At 58.8% G+C, this 18,443-nt stretch carries 16 protein-coding genes, 2 tRNA genes and 1 pseudogene; 2 read left to right on the top strand and 17 right to left on the bottom strand.

All coding sequences use genetic code 11. From position 1 onward, the window contains the following. Nucleotides 1–2: 2 nt before the first annotated feature. Nucleotides 3–200: a hypothetical protein gene (locus AC27KI_RS03705; protein ID WP_487112639.1), complete on the bottom strand. Its 198-nt coding sequence runs from the start codon at nt 198–200 to the stop codon at nt 3–5. Beyond that, nucleotides 190–492 (bottom strand): hypothetical protein, encoded by a 303-nt coding sequence (locus AC27KI_RS03700; protein ID WP_487112637.1) that lies wholly within the window; start codon nt 490–492, stop codon nt 190–192. The genes AC27KI_RS03705 and AC27KI_RS03700 overlap by 11 nt, the downstream gene beginning before the upstream one ends. Before the next feature lie 274 nt (nt 493–766). Between AC27KI_RS03700 and AC27KI_RS03695 the strand changes: the two genes are divergently transcribed. Both AC27KI_RS03695 and AC27KI_RS03690 read left to right on the top strand, forming a co-directional pair. Then, nucleotides 767–1,192, top strand: coding sequence for a plasmid mobilization protein (locus AC27KI_RS03695; RefSeq protein ID WP_487112635.1), 426 nt, complete (start codon nt 767–769; stop codon nt 1,190–1,192). An 11-nt stretch (nt 1,193–1,203) separates the two neighbouring features. After that, nucleotides 1,204–2,574 (top strand): relaxase family protein, encoded by a 1,371-nt coding sequence (locus tag AC27KI_RS03690; protein WP_487112633.1) that lies wholly within the window; start codon nt 1,204–1,206, stop codon nt 2,572–2,574. A gap of 67 nt (nt 2,575–2,641) precedes the next feature. Here the strand turns inward: AC27KI_RS03690 and AC27KI_RS03685 are convergent, their stop codons facing one another. From AC27KI_RS03685 to AC27KI_RS03615, 15 genes and pseudogenes are all read right to left on the bottom strand, one after another. Further along, on the bottom strand, nt 2,642–2,863 hold the full coding sequence (locus AC27KI_RS03685; protein ID WP_487112631.1) for a hypothetical protein: 222 nt from the start codon (nt 2,861–2,863) through the stop codon (nt 2,642–2,644). Between the two features lie 380 nt (nt 2,864–3,243). Beyond that, a complete protein-coding gene (locus tag AC27KI_RS03680) occupies nt 3,244–4,728 on the bottom strand; it encodes a DUF6538 domain-containing protein (protein WP_487112629.1) in 1,485 nt (494 codons plus the stop codon). A 123-nt stretch (nt 4,729–4,851) separates the two neighbouring features. Beyond that, nucleotides 4,852–4,927, bottom strand: a tRNA-His gene (locus tag AC27KI_RS03675). 50 nt (nt 4,928–4,977) lie between these two features. Continuing rightward, nucleotides 4,978–6,900 carry a SurA N-terminal domain-containing protein gene (locus AC27KI_RS03670; protein WP_487088605.1) on the bottom strand — a complete coding sequence of 641 codons (1,923 nt, stop codon included), beginning with the start codon at nt 6,898–6,900 and terminating at the stop codon, nt 4,978–4,980. A 60-nt stretch (nt 6,901–6,960) separates the two neighbouring features. Beyond that, a tRNA-Val gene (locus AC27KI_RS03665) sits at nt 6,961–7,036 on the bottom strand. An 18-nt stretch (nt 7,037–7,054) separates the two neighbouring features. Continuing rightward, nucleotides 7,055–7,327: an HU family DNA-binding protein gene (locus AC27KI_RS03660; RefSeq protein ID WP_007858657.1), complete on the bottom strand. Its 273-nt coding sequence runs from the start codon at nt 7,325–7,327 to the stop codon at nt 7,055–7,057. 349 nt (nt 7,328–7,676) lie between these two features. Then, nucleotides 7,677–8,246, bottom strand: coding sequence for a CDP-diacylglycerol--glycerol-3-phosphate 3-phosphatidyltransferase (gene pgsA / locus AC27KI_RS03655; protein WP_272568672.1), 570 nt, complete (start codon nt 8,244–8,246; stop codon nt 7,677–7,679). Nucleotides 8,247–8,300: 54 nt separating this feature from the next. After that, nucleotides 8,301–10,349 carry an excinuclease ABC subunit UvrC gene (gene uvrC, locus AC27KI_RS03650; RefSeq protein ID WP_487088602.1) on the bottom strand — a complete coding sequence of 683 codons (2,049 nt, stop codon included), beginning with the start codon at nt 10,347–10,349 and terminating at the stop codon, nt 8,301–8,303. A 61-nt stretch (nt 10,350–10,410) separates the two neighbouring features. Further along, nucleotides 10,411–11,120, bottom strand: a pseudogene (locus AC27KI_RS03645) (aspartate/glutamate racemase family protein). A 54-nt stretch (nt 11,121–11,174) separates the two neighbouring features. Further along, a complete protein-coding gene (locus AC27KI_RS03640; protein ID WP_487088600.1) occupies nt 11,175–11,993 on the bottom strand; it encodes a M55 family metallopeptidase in 819 nt (272 codons plus the stop codon). A 10-nt stretch (nt 11,994–12,003) separates the two neighbouring features. Next, complete coding sequence (locus AC27KI_RS03635) at nt 12,004–13,092, bottom strand: P1 family peptidase (RefSeq protein WP_487112627.1); 1,089 nt, start codon at nt 13,090–13,092, stop codon at nt 12,004–12,006. Then, the gene (gene gsiD, locus AC27KI_RS03630) at nt 13,089–14,027 is read right to left on the bottom strand and encodes a glutathione ABC transporter permease GsiD (protein ID WP_272568665.1); all 939 of its coding nucleotides are present in this window, start codon (nt 14,025–14,027) and stop codon (nt 13,089–13,091) included. The genes AC27KI_RS03635 and gsiD overlap by 4 nt, the downstream gene beginning before the upstream one ends. A 43-nt stretch (nt 14,028–14,070) precedes the next feature. Then, entirely contained in the window at nt 14,071–14,991 is a 921-nt protein-coding gene (gene gsiC, locus AC27KI_RS03625) for a glutathione ABC transporter permease GsiC (protein WP_284412092.1), read from the bottom strand. 94 nt (nt 14,992–15,085) lie between these two features. After that, nucleotides 15,086–16,624 (bottom strand): glutathione ABC transporter substrate-binding protein GsiB, encoded by a 1,539-nt coding sequence (gene gsiB / locus AC27KI_RS03620; RefSeq protein WP_284430751.1) that lies wholly within the window; start codon nt 16,622–16,624, stop codon nt 15,086–15,088. A gap of 97 nt (nt 16,625–16,721) precedes the next feature. After that, nucleotides 16,722–18,443, bottom strand: a 1,722-nt coding sequence (locus AC27KI_RS03615; protein WP_487112624.1) for a dipeptide ABC transporter ATP-binding protein, incomplete at its 5' end; no start/stop codon positions are given.

The raw sequence follows: 18,443 nt of genomic DNA, 5'->3' as shown, positions 1-18,443 counted from the left end.
AGTCACTTAACACCCAAAGAGCTACAAGGCAGCTTGTTCTTTCTCACGATTGATTCAAGGATCAATTGAAGCTCTTGAAGCCTTTGGACTTCATCTGGAATAGTGAAGGCTTGAATCACATCCCTCAAGTCTGCCAATGACACCAGCAATTCATCTTGAGTGGTTAGCTTATCTTTGTCGTAGAAAAATTCAACGTCCATTCGAGCCACCACCAGTCAACTTAGAAACATACTTTGATTTTTGGATCAATGCTTCCTTGATCACCTGTTCCAAATCAGTTCCATTTTCAATGGCATATGCTTCAAGAGCCTTGCAGTTTTCTTCACCAATGAACTTGAAGTATGCAGCAGCACGAGCATGTTTTTTCTTCTGCACGTATTCACTCACTGCATTTCTAACCACCATTCCGAAATTATCTGACTGCCCCGCAGTGATCAAGAAGTCATCAATCCATTGAACATCTTCTTGTCGTAAGAAAGCAGTTTTCTTCACACACCCCTTCATAAAGATCCTCCTGTTTTTATCAACCATATGAAATTTGATTGATAAAACAAGACCGATTCCGAAAATATCAGCTATCGAGTTTCTCCCTGGATCGTCGACATCTAATTTTGCTTTGCTAAAATTAAGAATATAAACAGCAAGACAAATAAACCATACCGCCGCTTAACCCCTTACGGGCTTAACCAACGTGGTTTATCTCTTGTTAGGGTTCCACCCTAAGACCCTGAGAATGCTTAGAACAACAATAAAAAAAGGAAAGCACATGAGCAAAGAATTAGAACCAAAACTTCATCCAGGAAGACATGGAAATGGCGATGATCATTTATACAAACGCACTCACTCACTAGACATTCGTTTGTCTCCAGTTGAGTTCATTGCATTGAAAGAGTCTTGGAATAAAACCCAATTCAATTCAATGGCTGCATATGTTCGCAACACCATCTTCAAAGGAAATGAACAGAAGATTGACTTCTACTTTGAAGAGAAACAGCAGGATCGCATCCTTGCAGCCAAGTATCTTGCAGAGCTAAACAAGCAAGGAAAAAACCTAAATCAGATCGCCAAGCAGTTGAGTTCAAAGACAGATTTCACCAAACAAGAAACCAAGTTGCTTGTCGATGATCTCAAAAATACACTGCTTGCCATTCAAGAAATCAAGGACAAATTTTCTCCAAAGAAGAAAATTTAAGGTGCGATTTTGTGATCAATGTTGTTCAAGGTCATCGCACGAATTCAGTTCAAGAAGCGATTAACTATCTCAAAGGCTCCCACGATCATAAGGGTGTGGAAAGAAAACCTTTGCCTAGATTTTTGACTGGAAGTGAGACTGATTGTCTTGTGGCTTGCGAAAGCATAGACAGAAAACACAAGTATGTTTCTGGCACTTTGGCATTTGAGCCGAATGAACATCCAACCGATCAACAACTGATGGCAGTTATTAAATCATTCCGCGAAACGTTCATGGCAGGTCTTGAGCATGGTGTAAATTTCACAGACTTCTGGAACATTCACACCGACAAAGGTCGTGTTGAACTGAACTACATCATTCCATTGACAGAGTTAACTACTGGCAAGCAGTTAAACCCTTTTCCAGTAGGAAAGGCAAAAGAAGATTTCAAGGATGCCTTTGATGCTGTGACTAATCACAATCTTGGTTATGATCAGGTTGTGAGAAATCCACTGAAGGCATCCTCTTCAAAATTTGAAACCAAGGTTCTCCCTCATTCAGATTCAGAATTGGTTAAACAAGTGAGAGCCACAAAGCCAGACAAGGACAGTATTAGTTCCAATGTTGGTTATCAGATCTTGCAAGGCAAGATCACCAACAGACAGCAGCTTTTTGATTACTTGGAGAATTTTGGAGAAATAACCAGAGTCAATGACAAGTTCATCTCATTGAAAGTTCATGGATCACAGAAGGCTTTTCGTTTGAAAGGCCCAGTCTATGAGCATGGTGCAGACTTCAAGAGTTTGAAGAATGAATTTCTTACCAAAGGTGCGGACTACAGAAAGCAATTCAATGATGCTGACTTTAAGAAGGTCAGTGATACCCTCAAGAGATTGACTGAATCAAGAAGGCAGTTCAACAAGAAGCTGATCAGTCAGCCTATGACTGGCAGAAGCAACAGAAATCGCTTATATGGCGATAAAGCCATAATCAAGAAGCTCACCTCTACCAAAGAGCCAAAACAGCCGCAGAAGGTCAAGGAAGCACCTACCCAGGCCCAACCTGCCGCACAGCCTCAGCAGCCTTCTATGCCTCGCGCAGAACCCAAGTCAGTACCAATGAAGAAGCTATCGACAAATCCAGAGGAAAAAGCAGGCTCACCATCAGTTCCTAGCTCCACAGGAGGCGTTTCAGATGGCTCTATTGGTGGGCTTCGTTCTCAACTGGCTGAACTCATGACCCAAATTGCCAATGCCAAGAATCCATTTAAAGTTGCCTCATTGAAAGCAAGAGCCACACAGCTTGAAAATCAGATCGGTGCAGCAGTAGCCGCAGAACGAATCAGGAAGCTCAAAGAAGCTGAACGATTCAATGGCATGACTGGCAAGAAGAACAAGCTCTGATCCCTCCTACTTCATTTGCGCTGCAAATAAAGCAGGCCCATGAAAAAAGCACCCGAAGGTGCTTCTCTCAATTATTGGTGTATTGCTTTTTTAAGTCTTCTAATTCCTGAAATTTTTTGCATGCCGCAGTTGCTTGCTCCACTGTTCCATATAGACCCTCATATTCATTTATATTTCTTCCACTCTTGAGAACCACAAACATCTCAACATCAGGAGGATCAATAATGGCATGGTCGCATTGCTCTAATTCTTTATTTGACTTTAAGCGAACACGTAGAATATAAAACATAAAGAAAAATCTCCAAAAAATACAATCTCAGTTTTGCAAAAAATTTTCTCAACCACTTCATATGCCATTCTCCTTTTTGAGAAAAACATACGAAATCCAATCAGCCTGTCAAGAGGCCCCACAACCTTTGATTTCTCAAACTCAACCGATTTAAGCTATTGATTGAAGCTCCTGTCTTCTTGTGGACATCACTCACCCATTTCAAGCTCTCAGCAGTCAAGAGAATCTTCTCATTGCTTTCATCATTAAAGACCACAGCAATGACTTCAAGGCCCGGTCCATTCTCATGCAGTCCAAAAACGAACCGCTTGATTGGCTTGTCAGTAGTTAAATTCATATGATTTTCACTGTATCAAGTGCGATTAAGAAGAAAATCTAAGCTATCGACTTTGCCTTGCCGCCTTCTCCATCAGAGTATCTTTCAGGGCCTTCTTGCGAGCTTTAATCACCTTGGAATTGACCCACCCAGCAAGCACATTGGCATTCTTGAATTTGAATTGAAATTTGGAGAAGTCAATATTCCACTCCAGACTTTCCAGCAGTGATCTAATATTTGGCAAAGAATATTCTTTGCCATAAATCGTTTGGGTGACATCCTGATTTTGAGTGTGGCCAAGAACACGTTTTCTCAGTGGAAGGTCAACCAGCTTATCAGCCATTGCAGCCCCAACATTCTTTCTCAGACTGTGGAAGACCTTTTGAGACTGATCTACAGCAATGAACTCTTGCTTGTATTGAGTCCAGTTGTAGGAAATATTCTTGGCATAGCCGTTTGAAGCCGTCTTGGTCAGGTAAGGAAACAGCAAGGACGTTTCACCATACTTTTCCCTGACCATATGAAAATAGTCCAGGAAGTTCGTTTGGAGCAACTGGCTTGTAAAAGGCATCAAACGGATAGACGAAGGAGTCTTGACTTCTTTATCACTTCCATTGTCATTAATATCAAAGACCCAAATGCCGTCTTTTTGATAAATATCACTGATATAAAGCTGGGCAATCTCATCGACGCGCATGCCTGTTGTCAGTGAGATCAACGGAGCAAAGAACAAGTCTGGCTTTTTGAATCTCTTGCAGTAGGCTTCAAAGTTTTCAACAAACATTCGTTGAATTTCGTCTTTGGTGTAGGGCAACCATGAGTCAGTGTGCTTGTCCCTCTCTGACTTCTTGACCAAGTGCATGTTGGCAAAGGGGTTCTCAAAAGAATACTTGCCCACACTGATGGCAAAGTCAAAGAAGCCCTTCAATGTCTTGGTGTAGTTATCCACCGTCAAGGGGCTATCCTGCAACTTGGTGACTTCTTCCCGGTAGTCACTCGCATGGCTTTTGCGAACTTCTTCAATGTAGCCAATACCCTTGGCTCTGCAAAAATTGATGAATTTCTCAATCCGAGGGAAGTAGCCGTCTTGGGTGGCTTGGGAAAAAGTTTTGCTCTTGGCGATCTTGTAGGAGTCAAAAATATCAACCAGGCGTGCCTTCAAGGCCCAAGCTGGCACTTGAGGTAGGGGAGTAGCTTCCCTCACTGTCTCAACGATTGGAGAGGCGTTTTGAACCATTGGTGAGCCCATCAACGATTCATAGGCATCCTTCTCAGTAGCCTTCTCCAAGTCGAACTCCATCTTCACCCCGTTGGGCAAAGTGACAACAAGCTCCCTATTGCTGTCAGAAATTCCATAGTTTTTCTTCATGTCTAGGACCCATCGTTCAAAGGCCAAGCTGGCTTCCATTGAACGAATGTAAGCCTGTCGGCGATCCTTTGTCTTGAGACTCTGGACCACCTTCGGCTTGGTGACATGTGGAAGAAGAGCCTTGGGAACCTTCAAGCGAATGTAGAAGGTGCCATGACGGTTCTGGTAGGTGTTTCGCACTGGGCAAGCTCCATGCAGGAGCTTGCGAATGCTTTGGAGTGCTACACCTTGTGCTAGACAAGGTGCTACACCGATCAGCTTTGCACTGACCTAAGCCCTTGTTTCACAAGGACTTTTTGTAGGTGGGGTGGCTGATGGGGCTCGAACCCACGACAACAGGAATCACAATCCTGGACTCTACCAACTGAGCTACAGCCACCGCAGACTTAAATTATACCCACAAATCAATCGATCTCTGAGAAAAAGCCATCAATTTTCCAGAACAGGCGCAACCGCTGGGCGAGGTACCTTGAACTGCACCTTGAAGCGGTCTTTCAGCAATTCGTAATATGCCAACGCTTCAGCGGAACCTGCAGCCTGCGCATACTGCTGATGTTGTTGGCGGTTTGCCGCCTCATCAGGGGCAGGACGGGGCACCAAGCGGTTGACCTTCACCACAGCGTAGCCCTGGGCGCCCAGGCTCACGCCAGTCCATGAAGGCAAAGCATCCACATTGGACTGCAGCGCGGCATCGATCACAGGCCGAGGCAGATTCTGCGGCTGATCCCGAGAGACGGTGAGCGCAGGCGCGAGGCCTGTGGCCGATGCAGGTGCAGCCTTCCAGGCCGCAAGCTTGGCTTCACCTTCCTTGCGAGCCATTTCCGCGGACTTCTCAGCCACATACAAATCCTTAACGCGGGCACGAACATCTTGCAGCGGCAATGCACGCGCAGGCGTATACGACGTGATTCGCCCGGCCACCAGGGCGCTGGGCCCGGTTTCGATGGCTTCGGTGTTCCGCTTGTGCTCCAGCGAATCCGGGGAGAACAGAGCCTCCAGGAAGCGCTGATTGGCCAAAGGCCCCTGCGCCCCCGCAGCAGGCGTGCGCGTCACGCCATTGGCGGTCTGCACCTTGAGCTTGAGCTTCTCTGCGACGGATTGCAGACCGTCTGCCTGTTCGTACACCCCGTTGGTGAACGCTTCGGCCACTTCCGCAAACTTGCGTTGGGCCTGCTGCTGCTTCAGCTCTGTCTCTAGCGTGGGGCGCAATTGCTCGAAGCTGGGTTGCTTGGGCGCCTTGATGTCGGTCAACAAAATGATGTGATAGCCGAAGTCGGACTCCACCACGTTGCTGATCTCGCCCTTCTTCATGGAGAAGGCGGCATCCTCGAACGGTTTGACCATCGCACCGCGGGCGAAGAAATCCAGATCTCCGCCAGAGGCTGCGGAGCCAGTATCCTGCGAGTATTTCTTGGCCAATTCGGCGAACGTGCCAGGGGCCTTGCGAACCTGCTCCAGCAGTTCGGTCGCACGTGCCTTGGCTTTTTCACGATCGGCAGCAGGGGCGTCCTTGCTCGCATTGATCAGGATGTGGCTGGCGCGGCGCTCTTCCTTGCCAGCCAAGCGTTCCAGATTTTGCTTGTAATAGGTGCGCAGGTCTTCTTCGTTCACGACGATGCTGGACTGCACTGCATTCGTGTCCAGCACCACATATTCGATGTTGGCCTGCTCGGACTGCTGGAACGACGCTGCATGCGACGTGTAATAAGCCTCCAGGTCGGCATCCGAAGGCGTGACCTTGGTGGCGAAGTCGGCGGCATTGAAGCGCGCGATCTGGATTTCGCGCCGCTGATACAACGCGTCCAGCGCCAGTTGAGATTGTGCGTTGCTGCTGAAGGCCGAACCCAGCACACCCGACATCACCTGATTCACGGAAATGTCGCGGCGCACATTGGCTTCAAAACCTTCCGGCGTCAGTCCCTGCGCTCCTACGATGGCGCGATAGGCCTCCGCATCCAGCGTGCCATCCGGGCGCCTGAGATTCGCGATGGCAGGAATGCCCTGCAAAGTGCGGGCCAGCTGCGCGTCGCTGGCGATGAGGTGCATCTTCTGCGCGGCGGTCTGCAAAACACGATCACGCACCATCCGCTCCAAGGTCGCATAGCGCGCCTGAGGCGTGTCGAGCAGCTTGGCATCCACCGTGGGAGATTGCGCGCGAATGCGGTCCGTTTCAGCGCGATGGGCGTTGTCCCATTCGTCCTGCGTGATGTCGTGGCCATCGACGCGTGCGACCACTGGACTCTTGCTGGAGAAGTAGCTGCGGTCGATGCCGACAAGGACAAAAGACGGAATGATCAGCAAGAACAGCAAGAACATCACGATCTTGGAGTGCTTGCGGATGGATTCGAACATGTGCGATCTTTCAGTGGCGACAAAAGAAAAGGCGAACTCGCGTTCGCCTTTTTTGTTCAGTGGTGGGTGCTGACGGGGTCGAACCGCCGACCTACGCCTTGTAAGGGCGCCGCTCTACCAACTGAGCTAAGCACCCCACCTTAAACATAAACCATCAGTTCAGAGCATCCTTCAATGCCTTGCCTGGACGGAACTTCGGGACTTTAGCAGCCTTGATCTTAATCGTATCGCCCGTACGGGGATTACGGCCGGTGCGCGCAGCGCGCTTGCCCACGGCAAAAGTGCCAAAACCGACGAGAGACACCGTACCGCCCTTCTTCAGGGTCTTCTTGACCGCCTCGATCGTGGACTCCAGCGCTCGCGCTGCTGCAGCCTTGGAGATGTCGGCGTTGTTAGCAATGTGCTCAATCAGTTCGGTTTTATTCACAAGAAGCCTCTCGGGAAAAGAGTGGATGGAATGTCTTTTGCAAATCTGGCCCTCCGACACGCGCCGTACCGAGCCGCAACGAAGTGGCACATCAAGCAGGCGGGGAAGGGCTGACACTGGGGCAGATTCTGCTGTGTCAGATTAAAGCCATCGACTTTCCGGGTGTCAATACAGTGCGCCGTTTTACGGCAGCGTAGCAGCGAATTCTAGACGCATTTGTGAAGCGGGCCGGGGCTTCCAAGGGCTTTTTCTCGGTGGCGTTGCGCCCATAGGCACATCCCGTATTGACAATCTGCTGGACGGAATTCCCGTGCTCGCACCACCCGTCCATCCACGATGCAATGCACCGTCACTTCTTGACCCGCGCCCGAATTTCCGGAAGCGCCTTCTGAAGGTAATACACCATCGACCACACCGTGAGCACAGCGGCAATCCAGATCAGCCATGTGCCCCAGACGCCCGTGTCGACCACGCCGAACAGCTGTCCGTCGTACAGAAGAAAAGGGATCGCGATCATCTGCACCGTGGTCTTGACCTTGCCCAGCATGTGCACAGCCACGCTGCGCGACGCGCCGATTTGCGCCATCCACTCGCGCAGTGCCGAGATTGCGATTTCGCGCCCGATGATGATCATCGCAACGAAGACATCGGCCCGCTGAAGATGCACGAGCACGAGCAAGGAGGCACAGACCAGGAACTTGTCTGCCACCGGGTCGAGGAAGGCGCCGAACGACGAGGTCTGGTTGAGCTTGCGCGCCAGATAGCCATCCAGCCAGTCCGTCGCGGCGAAGATGACGAACATCACCGTCGCGATGAGATTGCGCGTGGTCGGCTCCAGTGGCGCATAGAACACCCCCACGATCAAAGGTATCGCGACGATGCGCGTCCAGGTCATGATGGTGGGGATGGTCAGGAACATGCGGCGATTGTGTCATGCCCGTTCGGCCACCATCGCCGAACGAGGCCAATCCAGTCAACGCAGCGCGCGATAGATCTCCTCGGCCAGATCGCGCGAAATGCCCTCCACTGTGATCAGGTCCTCCACGCTGGCCGCTGCGACACCGCGCACGCCGCCGAACCGCTGCAGCAGCCGAGCCCGCTTCTTCGGCCCCACGCCCGGAATCTCCTCCAGTTGCCCCCCGCCCACACGCACCTTGGCCCGCGCCGCCCGCATGCCGGTGATCGCGAAGCGGTGCGCCTCGTCCCGGATCTGAGCGACCAGCATCAAGGCAGCGGAGTCCCGGCCCAGGTAGACCTTTTCACGCCCATCGGCAAACACCAATTCTTCCAGCCCCACCTTTCGGCCCTCGCCTTTTTCGACGCCGACGATGCGACTGAGGTCCAGGCCGAGTTCGGTGAACACCTCGCGCGCCATGCTCACCTGCCCCTTGCCGCCGTCCACCAGCACCAGGTCGGGCAGCCGGGCTTGGCCTGGCGCGGGCTCCGCGCCCCCGGCCTCGCGCTGCGCTTCCGCGACCTTGCTGTAGCGGCGCATGAGCACCTGCCGCATGGCTGCATAGTCGTCTCCGCCCGTGATGCCTTCGATCTTGAAGCGCCGATACTCGCTGCTCTGCATTTTGTGATGGTGGAACACCACGCAAGACGCCTGAGTGGACTCGCCCGCCGTGTGCGAGATGTCGAAGCACTCGATCGTGAGGGTATCGAGGTCCTCTTCGCTCAGGTCCAGCGCCTCGGCGAGGGCCCGGGTACGCGCCTGCTGCGAACCCTCTTCGGCCAGCAGGCGGGCCAGCTGGATGTCTGCATTTTTCTGAGCCATGTCCAGCCAGGCGCGGCGCTGCTCCCGCGGCTGGTGCACCGCCGTCACCCGCACGCCGGTCTGTTGGGACAGCGCATCGATCAATGCGCGATCGACCGGGTGGCTCACGATGAGCGCAGGGGGCACCGGCACGCCGATGTAATGCTGCGCGATGAAGGCCTCCAGCACCTGCGCCTCGACGGAACGCGCCGGTGCAGAACGCATGGACTGAGCCGACTTTCCTTCATCCACCGTGGCGCCAGCCAATTCACCGCCCTGCCCGCCTTCAATGGAAGCGGCCTCACTCGTGGACCCAGCGTCGTCCGCGGCCTCCTCTGCCTGGAATACGGCCGCAGCGTCTTCCACGTGCACGGGAAAGTACGCCCGGTCGCCCAGGTGCCGACCTCCCCGCACCATGGCCAGATTCACGCAGGCGCGCCCCCCCAGCACCTTCACTGCCAGAATGTCCACATCCTTGTCGGACACGGTTTCGATGGCCTGCTGGTGCAACACGCGCGACAGCGCGGTGATCTGGTTGCGTACATCGGCTGCCTGCTCGAACTCGAGGCGGCCGGAATGCTCCATCATGCGGGCCTCCATCGATCGCAGCAGCTCTTGCGTCTCGCCCCGCAGCATGGCTTCCGCATGCGCGACATCGCTCGCGTAGGCCTGGGGCGAGATCAAATCCACGCAGGGACCGGTACAGCGCTTGATCTGATACAACAGGCAGGGCCGGGTGCGGTTGGCAAACACCGTGTCTTCGCAGGTGCGCAGGCGAAAAACCTTCTGCAGCAGCAAGATGGTTTCCTTGACCGCCCAGGCCCCCGGGTAAGGACCGAAGTAGCGGTGCCGCTTGTCGATGGCGCCGCGGTAGTAGGCCATGCGCGGGAAGAGCTGGCTTGGCGCCTCGCCGGTGCCGTCCTTGCCGGCCACGCCGGTGATCTTGAGATACGGATAGCTCTTGTCGTCCCGAAACAGAATGTTGTATTTCGGATTCAGCGACTTGATGAGGTTGTTTTCCAGCAGCAGTGCCTCGGCCTCGGAGCGCACCACCGTGGTTTCCAGCCGGACGATCCGGCCCACCATGTGGCCGATCCGCGTACCGCCATGGGTCTTGGTGAAGTAGCTGGAGACGCGCTTCTTGAGGTTGCGTGCCTTGCCCACATAGAGCAAGGCGCCTTGCGCATCAAAGTAGCGGTAGACACCCGGCAGCGGCGGCAGCGCGGCCACTTGCGCGAGGAGTTCGGGGGAATGCACATCGGACATGGCGCTATTGTGGCCAGTCTCTGCGCCCCGTCGCATGCCGCAACGGCCAAGCCCTGCCGGATCAGTGCCCGACGTGCCCTTCGTAGGCCTTGCGGGCCAGCGCCATGGCCAGGATTTCGGAAGGATCGATCAATGTCCAGCCTTGCGCTTGCGGGGCCTGGGGCAAGGCCAGCGGGATTTCGGTGCAGGCCATGATCAAGGCGATGCCATCGCCATGGCGCCCACGCAACTGCCTGCCCACGCGCGTGAAACATGCCTGCGCCAACGCCAGGTTCCCGGCCTTGACCCCTTGGTAGATGCCCTGCATGAGTTCTTCACGCTCGGATGGCTCGGGAATCACGCATTCGATGCCATGGGCCGCCATGACGGTGTCGTACAAGCCCATGCCGTAGGTGCCTTGCGTGGCCAGCAGCGCCACTTGGCGGATGCCCGCCGCTGCAATTCGGCGGCAGTCTCACGCGCGATGTGCAGCAGGTCCACGGACGGCACCCGCTCCTGCAGTGCAGCGTGCCAGGCGTGCGCGGTGTTGCACGAGATGGCCACGGCGCGGGCGCCCACAGCAGAGAGTTGCTGCAGCACCCGCGCCATTTCGTCCAATGGCTGCGGTGCGTTTGCATCGCTGAGCGCGCGGGACCGGTCCGCCACCGGGACCTGTGCCATCCAGTGCTCGGGGTATGCCTGGTCCTGAACCGCCAAGCCATGGTCCCGCAGCCAGCGCTCGGACGCCTTGAGGAACAGGCGGGCGAAATCCACACCAGCCGCCGGCCCCATGCCGGCCAGGATGCCGACCTTCGCGGGCGCGCCAAAAAAAATGCGGTTCGCCGTTCATCGCAGCATGCTCGACATGGCCGACAGGCAATTGACCATTCGCACGGCCGACTCGGTGTCGGGGGCCTGAAACCGCACGGAGTCGGAGGCCACGCGCTCCAGCGTGGGCCACTGGCAGAACAGATCGGCCAGTGCAGGCGTCTGGGCCTGCACATCCACCAGAATCTCGCCCTCGATGCGAAAAGGCGGTACGGCAGCGCGATCCTGCACGGCTGCCGCCACGCCCGCCCGGATGGCCGCGCAGGACTGCGCCGGCGACAGGCTGATGCCGCTCGTCTGGCCCGTCGCCCGCTTGGTTTGCACGAACCGGGCCTGGGGAAACAGCGGCTGGGTTTCCGCGATGAACACGTCGTCACCCGACCCCATGATCACCGGCACCCCATAGGCGCCTGCCAGGGCGCCATAGATCCCCGCCTCGCCCAGTTCCTGGCCGTTGAAGGCGATGCGCGCGAAGGCGAAGCTGTTGATGGTGTGGGCCAGAATGCCGCGCCCCTGGGCTCGGGAGTGATAGCCGATGATGCACACGCCGTCCATGCCCAGTTCCACGCCCGCCACCATGCTCAGGTAGCGGGGCTTGCCCTGGATGGCCTGCGCGCGTTCGTCGAGCAGGTCCGGCGGCATGTTCCGGAAACCACCGTGCGAATCGTTCACGTAGACCTCGGAGGCCCCGGCATCGAAGGCGCCGGCGATCGCCGCGTTGGCCTCGGCCGCCATCAGGCGCCGCGCGCGCTCGTATTCGGGATTGCCGGGCCGCACCTGCTCGGGGTGGTAGACGCCCGCGACGCCTTCGATATCGACGGAAATGAGAATTTTCATGGAGGGGTCTTCAGGAAATCGATGCGGGCAGACAGGGCAGCAACCCGCGCAATGCAGGGCGGTGGTGCCCATCCCGGCCGGTGACGGGCGTGGCATGCCACAGGGCATGGACGATGGCCTGCTCCACGCTGTCGGCCGCTGCCTGGAACAGGCCGTCCAGCAAGGTTTCATGCAGCATCGGCGTGGCCGGCATGGGCTGGTCCGCCAGATGCGGCAGGGTGTAGCCCGTGGAGAACGCCAGGGCGATGTCGCCGCTGCCATGGCCGTAGACTGAGCCGGTGCGTGCCAGACCTGCGCCCGCGCGCAGGGCCAGGCGGTTCAGTTGGCGGGCATCCAGCGGCGCATCGGTGGCAAGCACCATGATGATGGAGCCGCGTTCGGTCTCCGCAGACTGCGCGCGCGCGCTGTCGTCCAGCAGGGTGGCCACTTCGGCACCGATGGCCTTGCCGCCCCATACCAGGTTCGGAAGCAGCCCGTAGTTGGCCAACACCAGTGCGCCGACCGTGCAGATGCCCCCCTGGCGCAGCGGCACCCGGCGCGACGCCGTGCCGATGCCGCCTTTCAGCTGGAAACTCGACATGCCCCGCCCCGCACCCACCGAACCCTGTGCCGCGCGCGCGCCGGCGTTGCCGCACGCCGCCAGGTAGTCGCCCCCGTCCAGGGCCATGCGCTGGATGTCGTTCAAAAAACCGTCATTGCACTCCAGCACCAGCGGATTGACCGTGGGCAGCGCCCTGCCCGTCTCCGGATTGGCCTCGATGCATTGGCGGATCTGCGCCTGGGCCATGGCGCCGACAGAGAAGGTGTTGGTCAACGCGATGGGCGTCTCCAGTTGCCCCAATTCCGCCAACTGCACCAGGCCCACGCTCTTGCCGAAGCCATTGATCACCGACGCACCGGCCGGCACCTTGTGGCGATAGGGGTCCAGCCCATGCGGATGGATCACGGTGACGCCGGTCTGCACCGGACCGTCATCGCGCGTCGCATGCCCCACGGTCACGCCCGCCACGTCGGTGATGGCATCGAGTGGCCCGGCCAGCAGGTTGCCGATGCGTGGCGGCACCAATGCCGCCGTGATGCCTGTCAAAGACGGTCTCATGACTGCCGGTCGATCTTCGGGTCGAGGGCATCGCGCAAGCCGTCCCCCAGCAAATTGAAGGCGAGCACGGTCAGGAAAATGGCCAGGCTGGGGAACAGCGCCACGTGCGGTGCGTTCACCATGTCCGCACGGGCCTCGTTGAGCATGGCGCCCCATTCCGGCGTGGGCGGCTGCGCGCCCATGCCCAGGAACGACAGGCTGGCCGCCGTGATGATCGAGGTGCCCACGCGCATCGTGAAGTACACGACGATCGAAGAGATCGTGCCCGGCAGGATGTGCCGCACGATGATGGTCCAGTCCGACGCACCGATGCTGCGCGCCGATTCGATGTAGGTCATCTGCTTGAGCACCAGCGTGTTGCCGCGCACCAGCCGCGCGAAGGCCGGCACGCTGAACACCGCCACGGCCACGATGACGTTCGTCATGTTGCTACCCAGGATGGCTACCACGCCGAGCGCCAGCAAGATGCCGGGGAAGGCGAACAGCACGTCCGAGATGCGCATCACCACGCGGTCCCACCATCCCTCGTAGTACCCGGCCAGCAGACCGAGGGTCGTGCCGATCAGGCAGCCGATGAGCACCGACAGGAATCCCGCCGCCAGCGAGATTCGCGCGCCCATCAGGATGCGGCTGAAGATGTCGCGCCCCAGCGGGTCCACGCCGAACCAGTGGACGGCCGACGGCAGTTCGTTCAGCCTTTCGTAGTCGAAAAAGCCTTCGGGGTCGTAAGGCACCAGGACCGGTGCCAGCACGGCCACCAGCACCAGCAGCAGCACGAAAGCCAGCGCCACCATGGCCACGCGCTGCTTCTTGAACTTGCGCCAGAACTCGCGCCAGGGCGTGCGGACCGCGCCGGAACTGGCAGCGGCAGGCGCCACCGAGGCGGCCGCCAGTTGCGCGGCATCGGGGGGCGTGGGGATGGAGGGCGTGGTCATACCGTCTCTTCGTGTTCGTGGAATGGGATGCAGGCCGCCGTGGTCACTTGTAGCGGATGGTGGGATTGATGAAGCCGTAGAGCATGTCCACCACGAGATTGATGAGGATGAACTCCAGCGAGAACAGCAGCACCAGCGTCTGGATCACGGGGTAGTCCCGCATGGTCACGGCATCCACCAGCAGGCGACCCAGGCCCGGCCAGTTGAAGACGGCCTCCACCACGATGGAGCCGCCCAGCAGGAAGCCGAACTGCAGCCCCATCATGGTGATGACGGGAATGAGCGCATTGCGCAGGCAATGCTTCAAGATCACGAGGCGCTCGTTGAGCCCCTTGGCGCGCGCCGTGCGCACGAAGTCTTCCTGCACCACCTCGACGAACGACGCGCGGGTGAAGCGCGCCATCACCGCGGCAACGGCCGCCCCCAACGTGATGGAGGGCAGGATGTAGTGCTGCCAGCTTGCCGCACCCACCGTGGGCAACCAGCCCAGGTTGACCGAGAACACCTGCATCAGCACCATGCCCAGCGCGAACGCGGGAAACGAGATGCCCGATACCGCCAGCGTCATGCCCAGCCGGTCGGGCCATTGGTTGCGATACACGGCCGAGATGATGCCGATGCCCATGCCGAAGATGACCGCCCAGACCATGCTGGTGACCGTGAGCGCCAGCGTGGGCATGAACCGCTCGCCGATCTCGGCCGCCACCGTGCGGCCGGTGCGGATGGACTTGCCGAAGTCGCCCTGAACCATGCGCGTGAAGAAGTGCACGAACTGCTCGGGCAGCGGCCTGTCCAGGCCCAGGTCGTGGCGCACTACCGCGACGGCGGCCTCGTCGGCGTCCTGCCCCGCCGCCAGGCGCGCGGGGTCGCCGGGTAGCATGTGGACGAACAGGAACACCAGCACAGCCACGATCAGCAGCGTGGGCAAGAGTCCCAGCAGTCGTTTGAGAAAGTAGTTCAGCATGGGTGCGGCGCTGCGGGCGCAGCGATGTGTTTTTTGATGAAAACAGGAGCAGCCCCGCGCACGCCGGATCAGCGTGCGGGGCGGTCTTGGCCTGTTATTTCAGGTCGATCTCGTCGCTGTTGATGTTGCCGTCGGGCATCACATGCACACCGGACAGGCGCTTGGCGTGGGCGTATAGCACGTCCTCCGTCACCAGCGGGATGCGCGGCAGGTCCTTGGCGAGTTGCTCCTGCGCGGTCTTGTAGAGCGCCGCGCGCTCGGCGCCGTTGGTGGTCAGCAGCGCCTTGGCGATGGACTCGTCCACCACGGGGTTGCTATAGAAGGCGTAGTTCGCCAGCTTCGGCGCCCACGACTCCGTGGAGAACAGGGGGCGCAACGCCCAGTCGGCCTCGCCGGTGGAGGAAGACCAGCCGATGTAGTACAGGCGCACCTTGGCGGTCTTGGGATCGGGCCATGAATCCACCTGCTCGGCGCGCTGGCCGGGCTCCAGTGCCTGCACCGACACCTTGATGCCGACCTGCTGCAACTGCTGCTGAATGAACTGGATCACCTTCTGGCTGGTGGTGTTGTTGTAGCCGCTCCACAACACGGATTCGAAACCGTTGGGGTAGCCCGCTTCCTTCAGCAGTTCCTTGGCCTTGGCCACGTTGTAGGGAATGGGCTGCATCTTCACCGCGTATTCCACGCCCTGCGGCACGAAGCCCTGGGCCGGGAAGGCATGGCCGTTGAAGGCCACCTTGGCCAGCGCTTCCTTGTTGATGGCGTAGCCGATCGCTTCGCGCACCTTGGGGTTGTCATACGGCTTTTGCAGCATGTTGAAGGTGAGGAAGCGCTGGATGATCGACGGCGCGGACACCACCGTGACCTTGTCGCTCTTCTTGAGCGTGGCGATCTGCTCATAGGGCAGCGTGAAGGCGAAGTCGGCCTCGCCCGTCTGCAGCATGGCAGCGCGGGTGTTGTTCTCGATCACAGGCTTCCAGGTGACCTGATCGACCTTGGGATAGCCCTTCTTCCAGTAGCCCGCGAACTTCTTGCCCACGATGGCCTCGGTCTGCTTCCATTCGACGAACTCGAACGGGCCGGTGCCCACGGGGTGGAAGGCGATGTCCTTGCTGCCCCACTTGGCCAGCGCGGCGGGCGAGATCATCGCGGCCGAGGCGTGGGCCAGCGCATTGATGAAGGGACCGAAGGGCTCCTTGAGCGTGATGCGCAGCGTGGTCGGGTTCACGGCCTCGACCTTGGCGACGCGGTTGAACTGGTTGGCGCGCAGCAGGCGGTTCTCGGGGTTCATCACGCGGTCGAGGGTGGCCTTGGCCGCGGCGGCGTTGAAGTCGGTGCCGTCGTGGAACTTGACGCCCGAGCGCAGCTTGAAGGTATAGACGAGGCCGTCGTTCGACACTTCGTAGCTCTCGGCCAGCACGTTCTTGACCTTCATGTCCTTGTCGAACGCGAACAGGCCTTCATAGAAACTCTTGGTCACGGCCGTGGTGATGGTCGTGTTGGTGTTGTAGGGGTCGAGCGTCTCGGGCTGCTGGTAGATGGCCAGCACGGCGTTGCCGGCGGCCAGCGCGGAGCCGGACATGGCCAGGGCCAGCAGGCTGAAGGCGATGCGGCGGGTGGAAGCTTTCTTCATGGGTGAACTCCGGTGTGGAAAAGATCAGGGGTTTTCAAAATGGATAGCTGCTTTCGCTTGTCAGGCAAGCGCTGAAGGTCGATTTGAGTTGGAAACATCACCCCCCTTGCGGCGCCACGAAATGGCCGGGTCCCACCTGCACCATCGGCAGCACCACGGGCTCGTCGCCCACCGCCCGGATGGGGCTGGGAATGTCCCCCTCCAGCAGCGTGCGCCGGAGGTGCCGGCGCGCCGGGTCGGCGACGGGCACGGCGGACATGAGCTTTTTGGTATAGGCATGCTGCGGGTTCTCGAAGATCGCGCGGCGCGGTCCGATCTCCACGATCTGGCCGAGGAACATCACCGCCACGCGGTGGCTGATGCGCTCGACGACGGCCATGTCGTGCGAGATGAAAAGAAACGCCACCCCCAGCTCGCGCTGCAGGTCCAGCATCAGGTTGACGATCTGCGCCTGGATGGACACATCCAGTGCCGACACGGATTCGTCCGCCACCACCACCTTGGGGTTGAGGGCCAGCGCCCGTGCGATGGCGATGCGCTGGCGCTGGCCGCCCGAGAACTCGTGCGGGTAGCGCTGCGCGTAGTCGCGCGGCAGCCCCACCTTTTCCAGCAGCCAGTCCACGCGCTCCTGCGCCTGCCGGCCGCTGGCCACCTTGTGCACCAGCAGCGGCTCCATGATCGAAAAGCCGACGGTCAGGCGCGGATCGAGGGAGGCGAACGGGTCCTGGAAAATGAACTGGATGTCGCGGCGCAGCGCCTGGACCTCGCTCGTGGGCAGGTCCAGGATGTTGCGCCCGCCGAACTCGATGGCACCGCTCTGGCTGTCCACCAGACGCAGCAGCGAGCGGCCCGTGGTGGACTTGCCGCAGCCGGATTCGCCCACCAGCGCCAGCGTCTCGCCCGGATAGAGGTCGAAGCTCACCTTTTCCACCGCATGCACGCGGCGCTTGACGCGGTTGAACAGCCCCGAGCGCAGGTCGAAACGCGTCACCAGGTCTTTCACCCGCAGGATGGGCTGGGCCCCTGCGGGGCGCGTATCCACCGGCGTGGATTGCAGGACCGGCGCCGTCGCGGCATCGCCGGAAGGTCGCAGCAGTTCGAAATGCCGCGGCAGGTCGGTGCCCTGCATGGCGCCCAGCTTGGGCACGGCCGACAGCAGCGCCTGCGTGTAGGCATGCTGCGGGGCGGCGAAGATCTGGGCGGAAGGGCCCTCTTCCACCTTGTCGCCGCGGTACATGACCAGCACGCGGTCAGCCACCTCGGCCACCACGCCCATGTCGTGGGTGATGAAGATCACGCCCATGCGCATCTCTTCCTGCAGCTGGCGGATCAGCTGCAGGATCTGCGCCTGGATGGTCACGTCCAGCGCGGTGGTGGGCTCGTCGGCGATCAGCAGCTGGGGCTTGCACGACAGCGCCATGGCGATCATCACGCGCTGGCGCATGCCGCCGGACAGTTGGTGCGGAAACCGGTCGAGCACATTGCGCGCCTCGGGAATGCGCACCAGTTCCAGCATGCGCAGGGCCTCGGCGCGCGCCGCCGCCCGGTCCTTGCCCTGGTGGTAGCGAATGGACTCCGCGATCTGCTCGCCCGCCGTGAACACGGGGTTCAGCGAGGTCATGGGCTCCTGGAAGATCATGGCCACGTCGGCACCACGCACCGACTGCAGCGTGGCGTTGCTGGCGCGGCGCATGTCCAGCACCTGCCCGCTGCTGCGGCGCAGCGCGATGGAGCCGCCCACGATCTTTCCGCCGCCATGCTCGACCAGCCGCATCAGCGCCAGCGAGGTGACGGACTTGCCCGAGCCCGACTCGCCCAC

This window comes from Acidovorax sp. KPB24-03 (genome assembly GCF_057546605.1).
This window is presented reverse-complemented; position numbering and strand designations above follow the sequence as displayed.

Coding starts and splice junctions, on each gene's coding strand:
- gsiB (WP_284430751.1), bottom strand. CDS start 16,624: ATGAAGAAAGCTTCCACCCGCCGCATCGCCTTCAGCCTGCTGGCCCTG.
- uvrC (WP_487088602.1), bottom strand. CDS start 10,349: ATGTCCGATGTGCATTCCCCCGAACTCCTCGCGCAAGTGGCCGCGCTG.
- AC27KI_RS03635 (WP_487112627.1), bottom strand. CDS start 13,092: ATGAGACCGTCTTTGACAGGCATCACGGCGGCATTGGTGCCGCCACGC.
- AC27KI_RS03685 (WP_487112631.1), bottom strand. CDS start 2,863: ATGTTTTATATTCTACGTGTTCGCTTAAAGTCAAATAAAGAATTAGAG.
- gsiC (WP_284412092.1), bottom strand. CDS start 14,991: ATGCTGAACTACTTTCTCAAACGACTGCTGGGACTCTTGCCCACGCTG.
- AC27KI_RS03695 (WP_487112635.1), top strand. CDS start 767: ATGAGCAAAGAATTAGAACCAAAACTTCATCCAGGAAGACATGGAAAT.
- AC27KI_RS03640 (WP_487088600.1), bottom strand. CDS start 11,993: ATGAAAATTCTCATTTCCGTCGATATCGAAGGCGTCGCGGGCGTCTAC.
- AC27KI_RS03670 (WP_487088605.1), bottom strand. CDS start 6,900: ATGTTCGAATCCATCCGCAAGCACTCCAAGATCGTGATGTTCTTGCTG.
- AC27KI_RS03705 (WP_487112639.1), bottom strand. CDS start 200: ATGGACGTTGAATTTTTCTACGACAAAGATAAGCTAACCACTCAAGAT.
- pgsA (WP_272568672.1), bottom strand. CDS start 8,246: ATGTTCCTGACCATCCCCACCATCATGACCTGGACGCGCATCGTCGCG.
- gsiD (WP_272568665.1), bottom strand. CDS start 14,027: ATGACCACGCCCTCCATCCCCACGCCCCCCGATGCCGCGCAACTGGCG.